Origin of the sequence: Pseudomonas sp. 382 (genome assembly GCF_002759075.1) — a bacterium.
GTDB classification, from domain to species: domain Bacteria; phylum Pseudomonadota; class Gammaproteobacteria; order Pseudomonadales; family Pseudomonadaceae; genus Aquipseudomonas; species Aquipseudomonas vlassakiae.
The window spans coordinates 1-20,290 of the sequence record NZ_PEMX01000006.1 but is presented as its reverse complement, the minus strand read 5'-3'; the positions used below and the strand labels follow the sequence as shown (position 1 = coordinate 20,290).

Sequence of the window (20,290 nt, the reverse complement as noted above, 5' to 3'; positions counted from 1 at the left end):
GCTACAATCGCCCCTCTTTCCACACTGGAGACCGTGGATGACTGACTTTTCCGGCCTGCCTTTGGTGATCGAAGCCGCAGACCTGCTGCCGCGCCTGGGTTCACCCCAGTTGATCCTGGTCGACCTGAGCAGCGCCAACCGCTATGTCAGCGGCCATATCCCTGGCGCCCGCTTCGTCGAAGGCAAGCGCACCCAGCTCGGCCAGCCGCCGGCGCCCGGCTTGCTGCCGGCCCTGGGCGATCTGGAAAAGCTGTTCAGCGAACTGGGCCACCGTGACGATGCCGTCTACGTGGTATACGACGACGAAGGTGGCGGCTGGGCCGGGCGCTTCATCTGGCTGCTCGATGTGATCGGCCATTCGCGCTACCACTATCTCAATGGCGGCATCCAGGCCTGGCCGGCGGACAGGCTCTCCACCGACGTGCCAACGCCGGGCAATGCCCCCGTGCATCTGCAACTGCATAGCGAACCGACTGCCACCCGTGAGTACCTGCAAAGCCGCCTGGGCGAAAAAGACCTTGTGATCTGGGATGCCCGCGGCCCACAGGAATTCAACGGCGAAAAAGTCCTGGCTGCCAAGGCCGGGCACATTCCCGGTGCCGTCAATTTCGAGTGGACGGCCGGCATGGACCTCAACGACCATCTGCGCATCCGCAAGGACATCGCTGAAGTCCTGCAACAATTGGGCATCACGCCGGACAAGGAAGTCATCACCCACTGCCAGACCCACCGCCGCTCCGGTTTCACCTACCTGGTGGCCAAGTCCCTCGGCTACCCACGCATCAAGGCCTATGCCGGCTCGTGGAGCGAATGGGGCAACCACCCGGACACGCCTGTCGAAGTTCAAGGACCATCAACCCAATGAAATCCCGTCTGTTCATCCTCAGCCAGTACCTGCTGCCGCACCATCTGCTGTCGCGCCTGGCTGGCTGCGTCGCCGAGTGCCGTGCGCGCTGGTTCAAGAACGCCTTCACCGCCTGGTTCGCCAAGCGTTACCAGGTGAACATGAGTGAAGCACTGGTCGAAGACCTCACCGCCTACGAGCACTTCAACGCCTTCTTCACTCGCGCCCTGAAACCCGGTGCACGCCCGCTCGACGAAACCCCGGGCGCCATCCTCTGCCCGGCCGATGGTGCGGTCAGCCAACTGGGCCCGATCGAACACGGGCGTATCTTCCAGGCCAAGGGCCACAGCTTCAGCGCGCTCGAGTTGCTTGGCGGTGACCCGGCCCTGGCCGCGCCGTTCATGGGCGGCGAGTTCGCCACCATCTACCTGTCGCCGAAGGACTACCACCGCGTGCACATGCCGCTGGCCGGCACCCTTCGCGAAATGGTCTACGTGCCAGGCCGCCTGTTCTCGGTCAACCAGACCACTGCCGAAAACGTTCCTGAGCTGTTCGCCCGCAACGAGCGTGTGGTGTGCCTGTTCGATACCGAGCGCGGCCCGATGGCGGTGGTGCTGGTGGGTGCCATGATCGTCGCTTCGATCGAAACCGTGTGGGCTGGCCTGGTCACCCCGCCGAAGCGCGAACTCAAGACCTTCCGTTACGACGAAGGCAGCCGTGCACCGATCCACCTGGAAAAAGGCGCCGAACTGGGCCGTTTCAAACTGGGTTCGACCGCCATCGTGCTGTTCGGGCCTGAGCAGGTGAAGTGGGCCGAGACCTTGGGCGCAGGCTCTGCAGTGCGCATGGGTGAGCTGCTGGCGAGTCCTGCCCAGGCTTGACCCTGAGAAACAAAAAAAGGCCCTGCATGCACATGCAGGGCCTTTTTTTTACTGCGAATCAGCCGCGGCCGTCGCGATCGCGCAGGCCCAGCAGGTACAGCACGCCATCCAGCCCCAAGGTGGAAATCGCCTGCTTGGCCGACTGACGTACCAGTGGCTTGGCGCGGAAGGCTACGCCCAGGCCGGCCAGCGACAGCATCGGCAGGTCGTTGGCACCATCACCCACCGCGATGGTCTGTTCCAGCTGCAGGCCTTCTTCACTGGCCAGTTGTTGCAGCAGGTCAGCCTTGCGCTGGGCATCGACGATCGGCTCCACCGCCACGCCGGTTACCTTGCCATCGACCACTTCCAGTTCGTTGGCGAACACGTAATCGATGCCCAGGCGCGCCTGCACCTGTTTGGCGAAGTACGAGAAGCCACCGGACAGGATTGCTGTCTTGTAGCCCAGGCGCTTGAGCTCGGCGAACAGGTTCTCGGCACCTTCGGTGAGGCGCAGGGAAGCACCGATCTCGTCGAGTACGCTGACATCCAGGCCCTTGAGCAGCGCCATCCGCTCCTTGAAGCTGGCGCGGAAATCCAGCTCGCCGCGCATGGCCCGTTCGGTGATCGCAGCAACCTGCTCGCCCACACCAGCGGCCTTGGCCAGTTCGTCGATGACTTCCGCCTCGATCAGCGTCGAGTCCATGTCGAATACCGCCAGGCGGCGATTGCGGCGGAACAGGTCGTCCTTCTGGAACGCGATGTCGACGTTCATTTCTTCGGACAACGCGAAGAAGTCAGCCCGCAATGCCTGGGCGTCGCTCGGCACGCCACGCACGGAAATTTCCAGCGCCGCCTTGCTCTTCTCGCTCGAAGCGTTCAAGGCAACCCGCGCCGACAGGCGCTCGATACGCTCGATGGTCAGGCCATACTGGCTGATGACTGCACTGACGCGTTGCAACTGCTCGGGGGTGATCTTGCGGCTGAGCAGAGTCACGATATGACGTGCTTCGCCCTGGGCATCGGCCCAATGCTGGTAGTCGGCCTCGGAGATCGGCGTGTAACGCGCTTGCAGGTTCAGCTCGTGGGCTTTGGACTGCACGCTCTGCAGCAGGCTGGTAGCCACTTCGTTATCCGGGATATCGACCAGAATTCCGAACGACAGCGTGCCGTGCATGACCGCCAGGCCGATGTCGAGGATGTTCACACCGCCCTGGAGCAGGACGCCGGTGATGGCGGCGGTAAGACCCGGGCGGTCCTCACCGGTGATGTTGATCAGAACGATTTCGCGCACAACCTGGCTCCGACTTCGATGAAAAATGCGCATTCTACCGATTTTCCATGACCGTCGGGCGCCAACTCTACTTTGCCGACAAAACACTGCTCGCTATACTGCCCAACACTTTTATGCCATTAAGAGCCGCGCTCTGTGAACCGGCCCACGCCCGTCAAAACCGACAACTTCTTCATAATGATCTTCCGAGCCCTGCGCCAACGTCGCGTGCCCCTGGCATTGCGTATCGCCACCACCAACATTTTCCTGGTGGCGCTGGCGCTGGTGATCTATGCCTGCGTGATGGGCCTGCAGTTCAAGCAGGCCATGCACGAGCAGGCCGACGCCCTCGGCCAGAGCCTGACCACCCAGACCGCCACCTCGGCAACCGAGCTGCTGGTGTCCAATGACATCCTCAGCCTCAATGTGTTGCTGGGCAACCTGGTGAAGAACCCGCTGGTGGCCCATGCGGCCATCTACAGCGTGGATAACCGTATCCTCGCCGAGGCTGGCCAGCGCCCGCGCAACAGCCTGCTGGGTGAAGCCGAAGGCCTGTACCAGACCAAGATCACCTTCCAGGACGTGACCGCCGGTCAGTTGCGCATCAGCCTGGACATGAGCCAGTTCCAGCAGCCGATGCTGATCAGCCTGCAGAGCATGGGCATCCTCGCTGCCATCCTGCTGGCGTTGGCGCTGAGCCTGAGCCTGCGCCAGGGCCGCCACATCACCCTGCCCCTGCTGCAACTGCGGGTGTGGCTGCGTGACCCGCACCCTTACACCCCGGCCATCGATCGCCAGGACGAAATCGGCGACATCGCTCGCCAGCTTCATGCACGCCTGGCACCACCACCTCCGCCCGAGCCGGAACCGGAGGAGGAAGAAGACGAGTTCGACGACCTGCACCACGAGACCCCGGTCAAGCCCGCACAGCGAGCCAAGGCCGTGGTCCAGGCGGATGAGGATGACGACGCGGCCTTCGCCGGTCTGCTGGACGACGAGGAGCAAGCTGCTGTCAAACCTGCCATGGTCGAATCCGATGAGCCGCAAAACACCGCCGTACTGGCCGTTCAGCTGGGTTCCCAAGAGCAACTGCGTCGCCTGCCGCGCACACGCCTGACCGAGCTGCTGGAACGCTATCGCGGCTGCCTGGAGCAGGCTGCCTCGCTGTATGAAGGCGACATCCACACACTCAACGACGGCAGTACCCTGGTCCTGTTCCACAGCCGCGATTGCGGTGAGGACTACCTGACCAACGCCATCTGTTGTGGCGAGTTGCTGCGCGCGCTGGGCCATGCCCTGCAGATCGAAGTGGCCGACAGCGGCATCACCCTGCAATTGCAGCTGGGCCTGGCCCTGGGCGATGACTTGCAAGGGCTGGAGCAGGTCGACCTGCTGATGGCCGAAAAGGCTCAGGACGCGCTGGCGCTGTCGCAGCACAGCCGCAACCTGCTGCTGGTGGAGCGGCAGATCAGCGATGACGAGTTGATCCGCAAGCGCGCCCGCATCCGGCCGATTGCCAGCCCTGAAGGGGCATGCTGTGTGGAGCGCCTGATGGAGCCTTACCCGTCGATGCTGGAGCGCCAGTTGGCGCGGATGCACGAACGCCGGGCCTGACTTCAGATCCAGGGGGCCGCTTTGCGGCCCTTTCGCGACACAAGGCCGCTCCCACAGGTCAGCGCAATTCTCAAGAACTGCGCGCAACCTGCGGGAGCGGCCTTGTGTCGCGAAAGGGCTGCAAAGCAGCCCCAGCCATTTCGAATACCCACAAAAAAGCCCGCGAGTATGCGGGCTTTCTTGTATCTGGCGGTTCGGTCAGAACCGATAGACTTCCATATCGGTGCGAATCGGCGAAGCCATCGGGATCTTCGACTTCTCCGGTTCTTTCTTGACCTGTACCGGCGCCGCCTGCTTCTTCGGTGCTTCTTCAACAACCGCAGGCTGATTGGCCAGCGGCTTGACCGCCGTGCTCAACTGCTCGGCAAGCTTCTGCAGCAACTGCCCCTGGGCTTGAACCTGGGACGACTCGCTGCCCTCATGGTGCTGCTCGAGGTGAACGATACGGTTGTCACGCACACGGCCACGACGATCGAGCAGGCGCCATTGCGCATCGAGAATCGCAGGCTGGTTCTTGCCCGAGTCCAGGCGAGTGATCGACAGCAGCACCTGCACGTCCGGAGTGAAGCCTGCGCTGGCCGGAGCCAGTACCACGCGCTGGCTGTCCAGACGCCATGCCAGCTGACGTACCAGCAACTGATCGATGTCCGCCGACAGGCTACCCGCCCAACGACCGTCGGTCGCCGAACTCAGGCTACCATCGGCCTGACGCTGCAAGAAGGTTTCACGCTGCAGGTAATCGGCTATCGACACCGGGCCGAGTACCACGGCCATGCCCGCACTCTGCGAAGGCTGGCCAGGATCACCGCTGTCGAGTTGGTACAGGGCAACTGGCTGATGCATGCTGCACCCGCCCAGTCCCAGCAAACCCGTCATCAACAGCGCAAATGGAAGGCGCAGGAGTTTCATTCAACCCATCCAGGCGGTCGCACCAGGCAAACCGCAGTGATACTGATAGAGATTCAATCGGGCACACGGCCACGCCGGCACCGCAGGGGCACTATCATCCGCGAAATATCGGCCCGACTCCAGCATTTCCGCCTGAAACGGCGCTGAAATTGCCGTTCCAGACATTTCGTCGGATTATGCCGGGGCTTCCACCTGCAGGCTGTCGACCCGCTGGAAGCCCCGGGGCAGCTTGCTGCCGCGTCGGCCACGTTCGCCCTTGTAGTGCTCCAGGTCGTCTGGTTTAAGAGACAGGGTACGCTTGCCGGCCTGCAATACAAGGGTCGAACCCTCGCCAATCACCGCCAGGTCGGTGACAAATTCTTCACGACTGGCGACCCGATCACCGGGCACACCGATGATCTTGTTCCCCTTGCCTTTGCCCAGTTGTGGCAGGTCGGAAACCTTGAACACCAACAGGCGACCTTCTGTGGTCACCGCTGCCAGCCAGTCCTGTTCACGGTCGGCCACCGGGCGTGGGGTCATGACCTTGGCGCCGTTGGGCAAGCTGAGCAAGCCTTTGCCAGCCTTGTTCTTGGCCTGCAGGTCCTCGCCCTTGACCACGAAGCCGTAACCGGCATCCGAGGCCACCACATACAGCGCCTCATCGTCTGGCAGCAGCACGCATTCGAACGTTGCCCCGGGCGGGGGCGCCAGGCGGCCGGTCAGCGGTTCGCCCTGGCCTCGCGCCGATGGCAGGGTATGCGCGGCCAGCGAATAACTGCGCCCGGTGGAGTCGATCAGCACGGCAAACTGGTTGGAACGGCCCGCAGCAGCAGCCTTGAAGCCGTCGCCGGCCTTGTAGGACAAGCCGGTAGCGTCGATGTCGTGGCCCTTGGCGCAGCGCACCCAGCCCTTTTCCGACAACACCACGGTGACCGGCTCGGTCGGCATCAGTTCGTTTTCCGACAGGGCCTTGGCTTCAGCGCGCTCGACGATGGGCGAGCGGCGGTCGTCGCCATAGGTTTCGGCATCCTTGATCAGTTCGCTGCGCACCAGCTTGCGCAGCTTGGCGTCGCTACCCAGCAGGGCCAGCAGCTTGGCCTGCTCCTTGAGCAGTTCGTCCTGCTCGCCACGAATCTTCATCTCTTCCAGGCGCGCCAGCTGACGCAGGCGGGTTTCGAGGATGTAGTCGGCCTGGATCTCGGTCAGCTGGAAGCGCTCGATCAGGGCCTGCCTGGGGTGCTCTTCAGTGCGGATGATGTGGATCACTTCATCCAGGTTGAGGAACGCGGTGAGCAAGCCTTCCAACAGGTGCAGGCGCTTCTCGACCTTGTCCAGGCGGTGCTGCAGACGGCGGCGAACGGTGTTGGTGCGGAATTCCAGCCACTCCAGCAGCAGCGCCCGCAGGTTCTTCAGTTTCGGGCGACCGTCGAGGCCGATGATATTGACGTTGACCCGGTAGCTGCTTTCCAGGTCGGTGGTGGCAAACAGGTGCTGCATCAGTTCGTCGGCATCGACGCGGTTGGAGCGCGGGATGATGACGATACGGCACGGGTTTTCGTGGTCCGACTCGTCACGCAGGTCAGCGACCATCGGCAGCTTCTTGGCCTGCATCTGCGCGGCAATCTGCTCAAGCACCTTGGCCCCGGAGACCTGGTGCGGCAGCGCGGTGACAACGATGTCGCCATCTTCGACACGGTACACGGCGCGCATGCGGATCGAGCCACGACCGCTCTCATAGATCTTCTGGATTTCCGCACGCGGCGTAATGATCTCGGCTTCGGTCGGGTAGTCCGGCCCCTGGATGTGTTCGCACAGCTGCTCGATGGTGGCCTTGGGCTCGTCGAGCAGGCGCACACAGGCACTGGCCACTTCACGCAGGTTGTGTGGCGGCACGTCGGTAGCCATGCCCACGGCAATACCGGTGGTACCGTTGAGCAGGATGTTCGGCAGGCGTGCCGGCAGTACCGCAGGCTCCTCCAGCGTGCCGTCGAAGTTCGGTACCCAGTCGACGGTGCCTTGGCCCACTTCGCTGAGCAGCACTTCCGAATAGCGCGACAGGCGTGCCTCGGTGTAACGCATGGCGGCAAACGACTTCGGGTCGTCCGGCGCACCCCAGTTGCCTTGACCATCGACCAGGGTGTAGCGGTAGCTGAACGGCTGGGCCATCAGCACCATGGCTTCGTAGCAGGCCGAATCGCCGTGGGGGTGGAACTTGCCGAGCACGTCGCCGACGGTACGGGCAGACTTCTTGTGCTTGGCGTCGGCGTTGAGCCCCAACTCGCTCATGGCATAGACGATGCGTCGTTGCACCGGCTTCAGGCCATCGCCGATGTGCGGCAAGGCCCGGTCCATGATCACGTACATGGAATAGTTGAGGTAGGCCTGTTCGGTGAAGTCAGCCAGCGAGCGGCGTTCGACGCCGTCCAGGCTGAGTTCCAGTGAGTCGCTCATGCGGGCCTCGTCATTTCAGGTTCTGGCGCAACAGCATGGTGCCGCCGCGCTGGGTAAATTCAAGTTGTTTCAGGGCGCTCATGCCCAGTAGCACGGTGTGCCCGTCCAGGCCCGGCACCACCAGGGCGCGCACGTTCTGCAGGCGGATATCACCCAACTGCAGGGTAGACAGCCGGGTGCGGTAGCCTTCGGTCCGGCCGTTGGCAGTGCTCAGCATCACCGGGCTGCCGCGCTGCAGGTCCAGGTCGTTGGCCAGTGACTCCGGGATCGCCACGTCGGTGGCGCCGGTGTCGAGCATGAAATGCACCCCCTGGCCATTGATCGCGCCGTCCAGCACGAAGTGGCCCTGGCCATTGCTCAGCAGCCGCAACTCGATGAAACCGTCGCCATGGGACGACTGTACCTGGGTGTTCGGGTTGCGCTCATGGTCCTCCCATTGCCCGAAGAATCGCGTGGCAAGGAACAACCCCGCCGCCCAGGCGACGATCATCAGGACCTTGCCGGCACGCTTGCCCGGTGGTGCGGTCATGGGTTGGCGCTCCAGCCGCCCTGCGGCGCTTCGAAGCGCCAGACGATCGGCCGGCTTTCGCCGTCGGCACGGTCACCGTTGTTGTTGTCCAGGCCGATCCAGGCACCCTTGGCATCGATCACCAGCGCTTCAGCCAGGCCATACGGCTGATCATAGCGGCGCTCCGGTACCAGCGCCTCGGCGGCGAATGACCAGCACTGCTCGACCTTGCCGCTCGTAGCGTCGCGCCGGCACACACGGTAAGCGTTGCGTTCGAGGGTAAACAACTTGCCCTCGAACCAGGCCAGGTCGGCAAAATCGCGCGACAGCGCCCGGGGGTTGGGCATTTGTGGCGGCTGCATCTCGACCCCGGCTTCGCTCAGCAACACGCAGCTGCGCCCGCACGTCCATACCGACTGCTGGCGCTCGATGGCCACCAGGCCGCGCCGCTCGCGCTCGGCCGCCAGCCACAGGCGGTCACCTTGCGGGTTGATCGCCAGGCCCTCGAACAAGGCATTGAAGTTGAGCAGCATGCCGCTGGCCCGGGCCTGGCGGACCATCGCCGGGTCGATCTTCAGCCACTCCGGCTCGCCCTCGGCAGGCAACTGCAGCACCGCTGCGTGGGCCTCGCTGACCAGGAAGAGATTGCCCGCCTGGTCACAGGTGATGCCTTCGTAATCCAGTTCGCCACCGCGCACATAGGACGCCGCCCAGTTACGCGACTTCAGCCCCCATGGCAGGCCGCTCTCGGGTACCGGCGGTGGTGTGAAGATCAGCGGCTGCGCGCGCCAGACGGCGCTCTGCTGGTCAAAGCGGTAAATACGGTCGTCATCCCGATCGGAAACACCCCACAGCCCGCCCCGACACTCGACAAGGCCGGACAGGTTGCCGCCGCGCATACCCTCGATCGGGTGCTCGGAGGCCAGCTTCAGTTCCGGCCAGTTGCCCGCCAGGCTCGGCAGGGCAACCAGCGTCAGGCAGGCCGCGACCAGCAGACGAATCAAACCAGAACCTCAGCCAGGTTGCCTTTGGTCTCCAGCCAGTTCTTGCGGTCACCGGCGCGCTTCTTGGCCAGCAGCATGTCCATGATCTCGGTAGTGCCCTGCACATCATCCAGGGTCAGCTGGACCAGGCGCCGGGTGTTCGGGTCCATGGTGGTTTCCCGCAGCTGCGGCGGGTTCATTTCACCCAGCCCCTTGAATCGGGTGACCTGCGGCTTGCCGCGCTTCTTCTCGGCTACCAGGCGGTCGAGAATGCCGTCACGCTCGGCTTCGTCGAGGGCGTAGTAGATTTCCTTGCCTAGGTCGATGCGGTACAGCGGCGGCATGGCGACGTAGACGTGGCCAGCCTCGACCAGCGGACGGAAGTGCTGGACGAACAGTGCGCAGAGCAAGGTGGCGATGTGCAAGCCGTCGGAGTCGGCGTCGGCGAGGATGCAGATCTTGCCGTAGCGCAGCTGCGACAGGTCGGTCGCGCCCGGGTCGACACCGATGGCTACGGCGATGTTGTGCACTTCCTGGCTGGCCAGGACTTCGCCGCCATCCACTTCCCAGGTGTTGAGGATCTTGCCACGCAGCGGCAGGATGGCCTGGTATTCCTTGTCACGCGCCTGCTTGGCCGAACCACCGGCGGAGTCACCCTCGACCAGGAACAGTTCGGCACGCATCGGGTCCTGCCCGGCGCAATCGGCCAGCTTGCCTGGCAAGGCCGGGCCCTGGGTGATGCGCTTGCGCTCGACCTTCTTGCTGGCCTTGAGGCGACGGCCGGCGTTGCTGATGGCCAGTTCCGCCAGCTGCATGCCCAGCTCCGGGTGGGCGTTGAGCCACAGGCTGAAGGCGTCCTTGACCACGCCCGAAACGAACGCTGCGGCCTCTCGGGACGACAGGCGCTCCTTGGTCTGGCCGGAGAACTGCGGTTCCTGCATCTTCATCGAGAGGACGAAGGTGATGCGTTCCCAGACGTCTTCCGGCGCCAGCTTGACGCCACGCGGCAACAGGTTGCGGAACTCGCAGAACTCGCGCATGGCATCGAGCAGGCCCTGGCGCAGGCCATTGACGTGGGTACCACCCTGGGCGGTGGGGATCAGGTTGACGTAGCTTTCCTGAACGCTGTCTCCGCCTTCGGGCAGCCACAACAGCGCCCAGTCGACGGCCTCCTTGTTACCCGCCAGGCTGCCGCAGAACGGCTCGTCGGGCAGGCGCTGGAACTCGCTGACCGAATCGACCAGGTAGGAACGCAGGCCATCTTCATAGTGCCACTCGACCTTCTCGCCGCTGGCTTTGTCCTCGAAGCTGACCAGCAGGCCCGGGCACAGTACGGCCTTGGCCTTGAGCACGTGCTTGAGGCGGCTGATGGAGAACTTCGCCGAATCGAAGTACTTCGGGTCCGGGCTGAAATACACGCTGGTGCCGGTGTTGCGCTTGCCGACCGTGCCAACCACCTCCAGCTCGCTGGCCTTGAAGCCATCGGCAAAGGTCATCTGGTACTCGTTGCCGTCGCGCTTGACGCGCACGCGCACCTGGGTCGACAAGGCGTTGACCACCGAAATCCCCACGCCATGCAGGCCGCCGGAGAACTGGTAGTTCTTGTTGGAGAACTTGCCGCCGGCGTGCAGCTTGGTGAGGATCAGCTCGACGCCCGACACCCCTTCTTCAGGGTGGATGTCCACCGGCATGCCACGGCCATCGTCGCTGACTTCCAGCGAATGATCGGCGTGGAGGATGACCTGCACCGAGCGGGCATGGCCGGCCAGGGCTTCGTCGACACTGTTGTCGATGACTTCCTGGGCCAGGTGGTTGGGCCGGCTGGTGTCGGTGTACATGCCCGGGCGTTTACGCACCGGGTCGAGGCCGGAGAGGACTTCGATGGCGTCTGCGTTATAGGCGCTAGCGCTGGGATTGGCCATGGATTCTCGTCGTCAGTCTGGTGAATGCAAAAGATCAAAATACAGAAAAATCGAGCGCCGCATACTGCTGCCGGGCAATACCGGCAAACGCCAGCAGGCCTGGCAGCTGCTCGGCAAAGCCCTGGAAGCTGTGATCGCCTCCGGCCTGGATGCGCAGGGCGCACGCCCGGTAATAATGTTCGGCATGGCGGTAGTCCAGGGTTTCGTCGGCGGTCTGCAGCCACACCTGGTAGCGGCCAGGGTCGGTCGGCGCCGGCACTTCCAGCTCGGCCAGCGCCTGCACATGATCCAGCGTCAGCTCCCAGGTCTCGCCCGTGTAGTGGTTGCGCTGGGTCCCCAGATAACCATCGAAACGCTTGTGCGGGGTGACGGCGGGGTTGACCAGCAGGGCCTTCAGCCCATGGCGCTCGGCCAGATGGGTGGCATAGTAGCCGCCGAGCGAACTGCCGACCAGCAGCGGCGCACCGAGCTCGGCGATGGCGGCTTCGAGCTGGGCAATCGCCTGCCGTGGATGGTGGTGCAACTCCGGGATGCGCAGCTGCTGCGACAGGCCCAGTTGCTGCATGACGGCCGCCAGCTGGCGTGCCTTGGTGGACAGCGCCGAGCTGTTGAAGCCATGGATATAGAGGATGGAACCCGACATGCTGACCCCGGAATCTGTGGCTTCGCACCCGATCGAGCGGGCGCAGGGACGCGCAGTGTAGCGCGTTCGCCGGGCTTTGGCGCCGCGGCAGGGATTTAGCAACACATTCTTCAAAGAGCCGGGGCCGCGGCGTGGCGCCAGGTCTTCAATAACCCGCGCTGTTGAAGTCGAGCTTCACTTCAAAATCAGCGGCCCGCTCTACCCCCGTCTCCACCCGCCCATCGGCATGCAGGCGCAACCAGCGATAGCCAGGCTGTTCTTCGCTGACCTTGAAGTCCTCGCTACCCACCGCAAACTGGATGCAGGTCGAAGGCGTGGCCAGCAGGCGCAAGCCATCGCGCTGCTCATCCCACTCCTGGTGAATGTGCCCCCAAAGCAACACTTTCACCTGTGGATAACCCTGCAGGCGCCGCAGCAGCTGATCGGCATTGCGCAGACCGATCGGGGCGATCCAGGCACAGCCGATATCCACCGGCTGATGGTGACAGCACACCAGGCAATGGCGCTCGCCGGCCGAGGCCAAGGCGTCATCAAGGATCGACAACTGGTCCTGCTCGAGCAGCCCATGGGTAGCGCCCTGCACCGCCGTGTTCAGCGTGACCACGCGCCAGCTTCCTATATCCGTCACCGATTGCACCAGCTCTGGCGCAACCTGTGCCATGACCTCGGCTTCATCATGGTTGCCCGGCAACCAGCGGGTCGGTGCGGCAAAGCCGCCGGTCAGCGCGCGGAAAGCTTGGTACGACGCGACACTGCCATCCTGTGAAAGGTCGCCGGTACATAGCAGCAAGTCGATACGCGGCTGCTCGCGACCCACCTGGGCCACCACGTGCTGAAGGCTGTCGCGGGTATTGAGGCCCAGCAAGGTGCCCGCCGGGCTGGCGAACAGGTGAGCGTCGGTCAGTTGCACCACATGCACGGGCGCAGGGCTAGGGTCTGGGTGCGGCAAGGGCCGTCTCCTCGAACGGATTCTGCACGAATTATGGCGCTGGAACGGTTGCGAGCAAACACTCGAAACCGACCCAGGTCACATTTCAGCGCACACTTGCCAGTTCGTGGCCACAGGCCAGGCAATGGCTGAGCCATTCGCCGAGGAACAGATTGAGCTGCGCCTTCTCGTCCGGCTGGTGCATGGCCTCGTTGGGGTACGGATAAATGCTGCGCAGGCGGCGGGTGTGCTCGGCGCTGATCACTTCGGCCATACGCGCATCGTGATACACCTGCACTTCAAGGTGCGGCACCGGCAGCCAGGGCAGGCTGTGCTCCTGGCGCACACGCAAGGTGGTGGTATAGGGGCAGGCCAGCAGCACATCGAGCACCAGCACGCCGAGCATCTGGTCGCCCTGGGTCATGCCGATGCGCCGCGAACTCTGGGTAGTGCGCATATCGGGCAGCAGGCGCATGAGCCGGGCATAGTTGGCCTCGCAGGCTGCTTGCAGCCCGGCCAGATCGACCCGATAACGCTCACGCAACAGGTTCACTTCCACATACCTCGAACTTCATCTTTGTTCAGCGCCAGCCACTGCAGGCTGATGATGGTCGCCGCGTTGCAGATTTGACCATCGCGCACTGCCTGCATTGCATCGTCGAACGACCACACGCGCACGCGGATGTCCTCGGCCTCTTCTTCCAGGCCATGCAGGCCACCCGCGCCTTCACTGGTGCAGCGGCCGAGGTAAAGGTGCACATACTCATCACTGCCACCGGGCGAAGGGAAGTAACGGGTAATCGGCCACAAGGCGCCTATCGCCAACCCGGCTTCTTCCTGGGCTTCGCGATGCGCGACGTCTTCCAGTTCTTCCTCGCGGTCGATCAGCCCGGCAACCATCTCGATCAGCCATGGGTTGTCGACCTTGCCCAGGGCACCGACACGGAACTGCTCGATGAGCACCACCTCATCGCGCAATGGGTCGTAAGGCAGCACACAGACCGCATCGTGGCGCACGAACAGCTCACGGCTGATCTCTCGGCTCATGCCGCCTGCGAACAATTCATGGCGCAGGTGCACCTTGTCGAGCTTGTAGAAGCCCTTGAAGCAGTTGGCCCGCTCGACGATCTCGACCGCCCTGGGCACCGAATTCAACGTGTCTGACATGGAAATCCTCATCACCTCATTTACCGCATCGCGCCATCCTACTCTGCACGGTTGCCCGTTTCACCCCTTTCCGGCAACCGTTCGCACACTCGGGACAGGCCGCCTTCACTCTGTTAGCTTAGTGGCGAACTGAAGGCCGCGCAGACGGTCAAAGGCCGACTTTTCCCTGTTCTGCAAGGATCACCATGACACTTGTCAAACTGACTTCCGTGGCCGTGCTGGCACTCGCTCTGGGTGCCTGCCAGAGCCTGTTCGCACCCAATTACCGGACCCCGCTCGAGGTCAAGCGTGATGCCTGGGAGCACGTCAAGCCAGGCTGCAGCGCAAGCGACTGCCCGCTGGTGAACATCGACACCGTCCACTTTCCGGCCCAGCCCAAGCTCGATGCCATCGTCGAAAAACGCCTGCTGCAGCTGACTGAAGACAATCAGCATGGCACCGCGCCAAGCACTCTGCAGGCTTACGAGCAGCAGTACCTGGCCAGTGCCGACAAACGCAACAGCAGCTACCTGCAAGCCAAGGTACGCGAGCAGCATGACGGACTGGTGATCATCGAGTTGTCCAGCTACCTCGACAGCGGCGGTGCCCACGGCATGCCGGGGCGCGGCTTCATCAACTACTCACGCAAACTGGACAAGGTGCTGACCCTGCAGGACATGCTGGTGCCAGGCCAGGAGGAAGCCTTCTGGAAGACCGTGGAGGAGTCGCACCGGGCCTGGTTGATCAGCGTGGGCATGGACAAGGACGCCGAGTTCGTCAAGACCTGGCCCTTCAAGCGGTCGCCGCACATCGCCCTGACGTACGGCGCGCTGGTGGTGAAGTACGAGGTCTACGCCATTGCGCCCTACTCCATGGGCCACGTGGAACTGAAGATCCCCTACCCACGCCTCAACGGCGTGCTCAAGCCTGAGCTGTTTCCCGGCCGCGGCTGAAGCTCAGCAGGCCATGCAGCCCACCTGCCAGCAGCAGTGCTGGCAGGGTAGCCCCCAGCTCCGGCGCCTTGGCGGCGATCAGGTGATAGGCCGCCACACCCACCACCCAGGCCAGCAGCGCCTGCCAGTGCAAGCCACCGATTTGTGTCGGCAAGCGACGACGACGGATCACGTAGTGGTCCATCAGTACCACGCCGAACAGCGGTGCAAACACCGACCCGATCAACAGCAGGAAGTTTTCGTACTGGGCCAGTGGCGCCAGCAAGGCGATCAGGGTGCAGAGCACGCCGATGGCCAAGGCAAGGTGCTCGACCTTCAGGGGCAACAGCACGCCAGTGGAAACGGCAGCCGAGTGAATATCGGCAAAGGCCTTTTCCGACTCGTCCAGCAGGATCAGCAGCAGCGGTATGCCCATACCGGCACCTGCAAGGGCCAGCAGCAGCGCATTGACCTCGCCGCTGGCGGCAAAGGCCAGGGTATAGGCCACGCCCAGGCTCATCAGCCAGGTGTTGCCGATGAAGTAGCCGGCAACGGTACCGCCGAACACAGGCTTGCCGTTACGGGCGAAACGCGAGTAGTCGGCGATCAGCGGCAACCATGACAACGGCATGGCGATGGCGATGTCGAAGCCCACCGCCAGCGACATCGAACCATCACCAGCGCGGTTCCACAGCGCCGCCAGATCGGCCTTGGCGAACAGGTTCCAGGTCAGCCACAGGCACGCGCCCAGCAGCAGCCAGATACCCCAGGCACGCAGCACCTTGCGCACGAACGCCAACGGGCCGCTGACCGCCAGCAGGGTGGCCAGGCCACCGAAGCACAGCGTCCACAGCATTGGGCTGTTCCAGGCGCTGGCCTCGCCGAACGCCCGCGCGCCCAGCAAGCTGGCAGCATCGCGCATGACGATGAGTTCGAATGCGCCCCAGCCCACCAGTTGCAACAGGTTGAGCAGTGCTGGCAGGCGCGCGCCATGGCTACCCAGGCTGAGCTTCAGGGTGCCCATGGCTGAAAGGCCGGTGTCACTGCCGATGACCCCGGCAGCGCCGAGCAGCAGCACACCGACACCGGTGCCAAGGGCAATGGCCAGGACCGCGCCGGCCAGGCCAAGGCCAGGGGCGAGCATGGCGCCTACCTGCAGGACCATCAGGCCGATGCCAAGGGAGAACCACAGCGAGAACAGGTCGCGGGCGCCGAAGATGCGCTGGTGGGTGGGGACCGGGTGGTCGGGGGAAAACTGGCTGGGTGATGTCATTGTTGTGTTCGCAGGAAGAATGTTGAGTTGCATGCAGCACCCTGTGGGAGCGGGCTCGCCCGCGAACACCGGCAAAGCCGGTGCCATGCACCGCGGTGCTTGCTTCGCGGGCAAGCCCACTCCCGCAGGGTGAGGTGCCGCGTCTTAGACTTTGTGGTACAGCTGGCTGCCTTCCTGGCGGAACCGTTCGGCCTGCTCGCGCATGCCTTGCTCGACCGTCACGTCCACGGTCTCGATCTTGGCGGCGTATTCACGCACTTCCTGGGTGATCTTCATCGAGCAGAACTTCGGCCCGCACATCGAGCAGAAGTGCGCGACCTTGGCCGATTCCTTCGGCAGGGTTTCGTCGTGGAAGGCTCGCGCGGTGTCCGGGTCCAGGCCTAGGTTGAACTGGTCTTCCCAGCGGAATTCGAAACGCGCCTTGGACAAGGCATTGTCACGAATCTGCGCGCCTGGATGACCCTTGGCAAGGTCGGCAGCATGGGCGGCGATCTTGTAGGTGATGATGCCGGTCTTGACGTCATCCTTGTTCGGCAGGCCCAGGTGCTCTTTCGGCGTGACGTAGCAGAGCATGGCGCAACCGAACCAGCCGATCATTGCCGCACCAATGCCGGAGGTGATGTGGTCGTAACCCGGGGCGATGTCGGTAGTCAGCGGGCCGAGGGTGTAGAACGGCGCCTCGTCGCAGCACTCCAGCTGCTTGTCCATGTTCTCCTTGATCAGTTGCATCGGCACGTGGCCAGGGCCTTCGATCATGCACTGCACATCGTGCTTCCAGGCGATCTTGGTCAGCTCGCCGAGGGTTTCCAGCTCACCGAACTGGGCGGCGTCGTTGGCGTCGGCGATCGAGCCAGGGCGCAGGCCGTCGCCTAGCGAGAAGCTGACGTCGTAGGCCTTCATGATTTCGCAAATCTCATCGAAGTGCGTGTACAGGAAGTTCTCTTTATGGTGCGCCAGGCACCACTTGGCCATGATCGAGCCGCCGCGGCTTACGATCCCGGTGACCCGCTTGGCAGTCAGCGGCACATAGCGCAGCAGCACCCCGGCGTGGATGGTGAAGTAGTCCACGCCCTGCTCGGCCTGTTCGATCAGGGTGTCGCGGAACAGCTCCCAGGTCAGGTCCTCGGCGACGCCGTTGACCTTTTCCAGGGCCTGGTAGATCGGCACGGTACCGATCGGCACCGGCGAGTTGCGGATGATCCACTCGCGGGTTTCGTGAATGTGCCTGCCGGTGGACAGGTCCATCACAGTGTCCGAACCCCAACGGATACCCCAGGTCAGCTTGGCCACTTCTTCCTCGATCGAGGAGCCCAGGGCACTGTTGCCGATGTTGCCGTTGATCTTCACCAGGAAGTTGCGGCCAATGATCATTGGCTCCAGCTCCGGGTGGTTGATGTTGGCCGGAATGATCGCGCGGCCACGAGCGATTTCCTGGCGTACGAATTCCGGGGTGATTTCTTTCGGGATGTTGGCACCGAAGCTGTGGCCGGCATGCTGCTCGTTGAGCAGGCCGGCAGCGCGGGCCTCTTGCAGCTTCATGTTCTCGCGGATGGCCACGTATTCCATCTCGGCGGTGATGATGCCCTTGCGCGCGTAATGCATCTGCGAAACGTTGGCGCCAGCCTTGGCCCGGCGCGGGTTGCGCACATGGGCGAAGCGCAGCTTGGCAAGTTCCGCATCGTTCAGGCGCTGCTGGCCGAAGTCGGAGCTCAGGCCTTCGAGGCGCTCGGTGTCACCGCGTGCATCGATCCAGGCCGAACGCACATCGGCCAGGCCCTTGCGCACGTCGATGATGACGTTGGGGTCGGTGTACGGGCCGGAGGTGTCGTAGACCAGAACTGGCGCATTGCTTTCGCCGCCGAAGTCAGTGGGCGTGTCGTCCAGGCTGATTTCGCGCATGGGCACGCGGATGTCCGGGCGCGAGCCTTCGACGTAGACCTTGCGCGAACGCGGGAACGGTTGCACGGACTGCTGATCGACTTGTGCCGATTCGCTGAGGTTGATCGTTTTTTCTTGTTTGGTCATCACAGGCTCTCCAGACGGCTTCCTAGCAGGGGAATGTCGGGGTGAACCTGAAAGACGTGGACGCACCCTTGGACGGGTGCAGTGCCGGATGGGGGTGCCTGAAGCTGCGTGCAGCTGCGACATTCCCGGACCTGGCACAAGAGGCTCCCCGGGAAGGCGAGCAATCTTGTTCCCTACGCAGGCGCTAACCTGATCAGGTTCAACGGGATCCGCACCTCTGCGATCTCAGCCTTTGCTTCAAGGCACCCCGACAAGAACATGCGCAGTCTAGACTGGAGTGGTCGGCAAAGCCAAGCGGGTAAAACGCAGGGCAGATGAAAGGCGCAACCTGTGATTGTTGGCGGATGCGCATGGCACTACACTGGCCCGTCGCTCGATACTCAACAGTTCAGTAATTAAATTTCGTACAAGGATTGCCTCTATGCTGCGCAAACTTTCACTGGCGATAGCCGTGTCTTGTGCGTCCAACGGAGTGGTCTGGGCAGCAGACATGCCCATGACGGTAAGGACCGATCTGGTCAGCGTTTACCAGGAAGCGGTAGATAACAACGCCGATCTTGCTGCCGCCCGTGCCGATTATGGCGCTCAGAAAGAAGTGGTACCGCAGGCGCGTGCCGGCCTGCTGCCAAACCTCTCGGCCGGCGCCGAGATGATGAATGCCCGCACCAAGATCGACCACCCATCAGCCACCACCAACCGCAGTGGCAACACCTGGAGCGCGACCCTCGCGCAACCGATCTTCCGCGCGGATCGCTGGTTCCAGCTGCAGGCTGCCGAAGCGGTCAACGAGCAGGCGGCGCTGCAACTGTCGGCTACCGAGCAGAACCTGATCCTGCAAACTGCGCAGGACTACTTCTCCGTGCTGCGCGCCCAGGACAACCTGGCGGCGACCAAAGCTGAAGAAGCCGCCTTCAAGCGCCAGTTGGACCAGTCCAACGAACGGTTCGACGTCGGCCTGTCCGACAAGACCGACGTGCTGCAATCCCAGGCCAGCTACGATACCGCCCGGGCCAACCGGATCATTGCCGAACGCCAGGTGCAGGATGCTTTCGAGGCCCTGGTCACCCTGACCAACCGCGAATACACCTCCATCCAGGGTGTGGTCCACACGCTACCGGTGAAGGTGCCGACCCCCAACGACGCCAAGGCCTGGGTGGAAACCGCCGGGCGCCAGAACCTCAACCTGCTGGCCACCAACTACGCGGTTGCCGCCGCCGAAGAAACCCTGCGCCAGCGCAAAGCCGGCCATGCGCCGACCCTCGATGCGGTGGCCAAGTACGAAAAAGGCGACAACGATAGCCTGGGCTTCACCAACCCGTCGCCGTTCGGCCAGCGCTACAGTGGTGATGTGGAGCAGACCAGCGTCGGCCTGCAGTTGAACATCCCGATCTACAGCGGTGGCCTTACCAGTTCGCAGGTACGCGAGGCCTACCAGCGCCTCAGCCAGAGCGAACAGCAACGGGAAAGCCTACGCCGCCAGGTAGTGGAGAACACCCGTAACCTGCACCGCGCGGTGAACACCGATGTGGAGCAGGTGCAGGCGCGCAAGCAGTCGATCATCTCCAACCAGAGCGCCCTGGAAGCCACCGAAATCGGCTACCAGGTCGGCACCCGCAACATCGTCGACGTGCTCGACGCCCAGCGCCAGCTGTACACCTCGGTACGCGACTACAACAACAGCCGCTATGACTACATCCTCGACAACCTGAGCCTGAAACAGGCGGCTGGGACCTTGAGCCCGCAGGACCTGCAGGACCTCAAGCAGTACCTGAAACCGGACTACAACCCGGACAAGGACTTCCTGCCACCGGACCTGGCGGCAGCCGCTGCGAAAAACTTCGAGCGCAGGCCTTGAGATAGACACCCGCCCTGGACTGCCCCCAAGAAGTTGGACACCAATCCAACCCTTGGGGGATTCATGGCCAAGTACACTGAGCAGTTCAAGCTCACAGCAATCACTGCCTATTTGGATGGCAGCAACGGTTTCCGTACGGTAG

Annotated in this window: 17 protein-coding genes and 1 riboswitch; of the genes, 5 read left to right on the top strand and 12 right to left on the bottom strand. The window is 63.3% G+C overall.

The features are described from left to right. The first annotated feature begins 37 nt into the window (after nucleotides 1–37). Both CQW31_RS09230 and asd read left to right on the top strand, forming a co-directional pair. Complete coding sequence (locus tag CQW31_RS09230; RefSeq protein WP_099814347.1) at nucleotides 38–865, top strand: rhodanese-like domain-containing protein; 828 nt, start codon at nucleotides 38–40, stop codon at nucleotides 863–865. Then, nucleotides 862–1,725 (top strand): archaetidylserine decarboxylase, encoded by an 864-nt coding sequence (asd, locus tag CQW31_RS09225; RefSeq protein ID WP_054887877.1) that lies wholly within the window; start codon nucleotides 862–864, stop codon nucleotides 1,723–1,725. The genes CQW31_RS09230 and asd overlap by 4 nt, the downstream gene beginning before the upstream one ends. 58 nt (nucleotides 1,726–1,783) lie before the next feature. Here asd and serB read toward each other — a convergent pair whose 3' ends face one another. After that, entirely contained in the window at nucleotides 1,784–2,998 is a 1,215-nt protein-coding gene (gene serB / locus CQW31_RS09220) for a phosphoserine phosphatase SerB (protein ID WP_099814346.1), read from the bottom strand. A gap of 135 nt (nucleotides 2,999–3,133) precedes the next feature. Here serB and CQW31_RS09215 point away from each other — a divergent pair, with 135 nt between their 5' ends. Then, nucleotides 3,134–4,591, top strand: coding sequence for an AhpA/YtjB family protein (locus CQW31_RS09215; protein ID WP_054887879.1), 1,458 nt, complete (start codon nucleotides 3,134–3,136; stop codon nucleotides 4,589–4,591). Between the two features lie 198 nt (nucleotides 4,592–4,789). On the opposite strand, the gene CQW31_RS09210 is transcribed toward CQW31_RS09215, so the two are convergent. The 9 genes from CQW31_RS09210 to CQW31_RS09170 form a co-directional block, all read right to left on the bottom strand. Then, nucleotides 4,790–5,500, bottom strand: a complete 711-nt coding sequence (locus CQW31_RS09210) for a membrane integrity-associated transporter subunit PqiC (RefSeq protein WP_054887880.1) — start codon at nucleotides 5,498–5,500, stop codon at nucleotides 4,790–4,792. Nucleotides 5,501–5,674: 174 nt separating this feature from the next. Beyond that, on the bottom strand, nucleotides 5,675–7,933 hold the full coding sequence (gene parC / locus CQW31_RS09205) for a DNA topoisomerase IV subunit A (protein ID WP_099814345.1): 2,259 nt from the start codon (nucleotides 7,931–7,933) through the stop codon (nucleotides 5,675–5,677). 10 nt (nucleotides 7,934–7,943) lie between these two features. Continuing rightward, nucleotides 7,944–8,462, bottom strand: a complete 519-nt coding sequence (locus CQW31_RS09200; protein ID WP_099814344.1) for a TIGR02281 family clan AA aspartic protease — start codon at nucleotides 8,460–8,462, stop codon at nucleotides 7,944–7,946. Beyond that, a complete protein-coding gene (locus CQW31_RS09195) occupies nucleotides 8,459–9,445 on the bottom strand; it encodes an esterase-like activity of phytase family protein (protein WP_054887883.1) in 987 nt (328 codons plus the stop codon). The genes CQW31_RS09200 and CQW31_RS09195 overlap by 4 nt, the downstream gene beginning before the upstream one ends. Further along, entirely contained in the window at nucleotides 9,442–11,346 is a 1,905-nt protein-coding gene (parE, locus tag CQW31_RS09190; RefSeq protein WP_054887884.1) for a DNA topoisomerase IV subunit B, read from the bottom strand. Before parE ends, CQW31_RS09195 begins: the two co-directional genes overlap by 4 nt. Before the next feature lie 34 nt (nucleotides 11,347–11,380). Continuing rightward, nucleotides 11,381–11,989, bottom strand: a complete 609-nt coding sequence (locus CQW31_RS09185) for a YqiA/YcfP family alpha/beta fold hydrolase (RefSeq protein WP_054887885.1) — start codon at nucleotides 11,987–11,989, stop codon at nucleotides 11,381–11,383. Nucleotides 11,990–12,134: 145 nt separating this feature from the next. Continuing rightward, nucleotides 12,135–12,938 carry a 3',5'-cyclic-AMP phosphodiesterase gene (gene cpdA / locus CQW31_RS09180; protein WP_054887886.1) on the bottom strand — a complete coding sequence of 268 codons (804 nt, stop codon included), beginning with the start codon at nucleotides 12,936–12,938 and terminating at the stop codon, nucleotides 12,135–12,137. Between the two features lie 85 nt (nucleotides 12,939–13,023). Next, entirely contained in the window at nucleotides 13,024–13,476 is a 453-nt protein-coding gene (locus tag CQW31_RS09175; RefSeq protein WP_054887887.1) for a DUF1249 domain-containing protein, read from the bottom strand. Continuing rightward, a complete protein-coding gene (locus tag CQW31_RS09170; protein WP_054887888.1) occupies nucleotides 13,467–14,084 on the bottom strand; it encodes an NUDIX domain-containing protein in 618 nt (205 codons plus the stop codon). Before CQW31_RS09170 ends, CQW31_RS09175 begins: the two co-directional genes overlap by 10 nt. A 185-nt stretch (nucleotides 14,085–14,269) precedes the next feature. On the opposite strand from CQW31_RS09170, the gene CQW31_RS09165 reads away from it, so the two are divergent. Next, nucleotides 14,270–15,016 carry an RsiV family protein gene (locus CQW31_RS09165; protein WP_099814343.1) on the top strand — a complete coding sequence of 249 codons (747 nt, stop codon included), beginning with the start codon at nucleotides 14,270–14,272 and terminating at the stop codon, nucleotides 15,014–15,016. Here the strand turns inward: CQW31_RS09165 and cytX are convergent. Together cytX and thiC are read right to left on the bottom strand one after the other, a co-directional pair. Then, nucleotides 14,985–16,268: a putative hydroxymethylpyrimidine transporter CytX gene (gene cytX / locus CQW31_RS09160; protein ID WP_054887890.1), complete on the bottom strand. Its 1,284-nt coding sequence runs from the start codon at nucleotides 16,266–16,268 to the stop codon at nucleotides 14,985–14,987. The genes CQW31_RS09165 and cytX overlap by 32 nt on opposite strands. A gap of 144 nt (nucleotides 16,269–16,412) precedes the next feature. Further along, nucleotides 16,413–18,293, bottom strand: coding sequence for a phosphomethylpyrimidine synthase ThiC (gene thiC / locus CQW31_RS09150; RefSeq protein ID WP_099814341.1), 1,881 nt, complete (start codon nucleotides 18,291–18,293; stop codon nucleotides 16,413–16,415). 153 nt (nucleotides 18,294–18,446) lie between these two features. After that, nucleotides 18,447–18,553, bottom strand: a riboswitch (TPP riboswitch). A gap of 161 nt (nucleotides 18,554–18,714) precedes the next feature. Between thiC and CQW31_RS09145 the strand changes: the two genes are divergently transcribed. Beyond that, nucleotides 18,715–20,148, top strand: a complete 1,434-nt coding sequence (locus CQW31_RS09145; RefSeq protein ID WP_054887892.1) for a TolC family outer membrane protein — start codon at nucleotides 18,715–18,717, stop codon at nucleotides 20,146–20,148. Nucleotides 20,149–20,290: the final 142 nt, after the last annotated feature.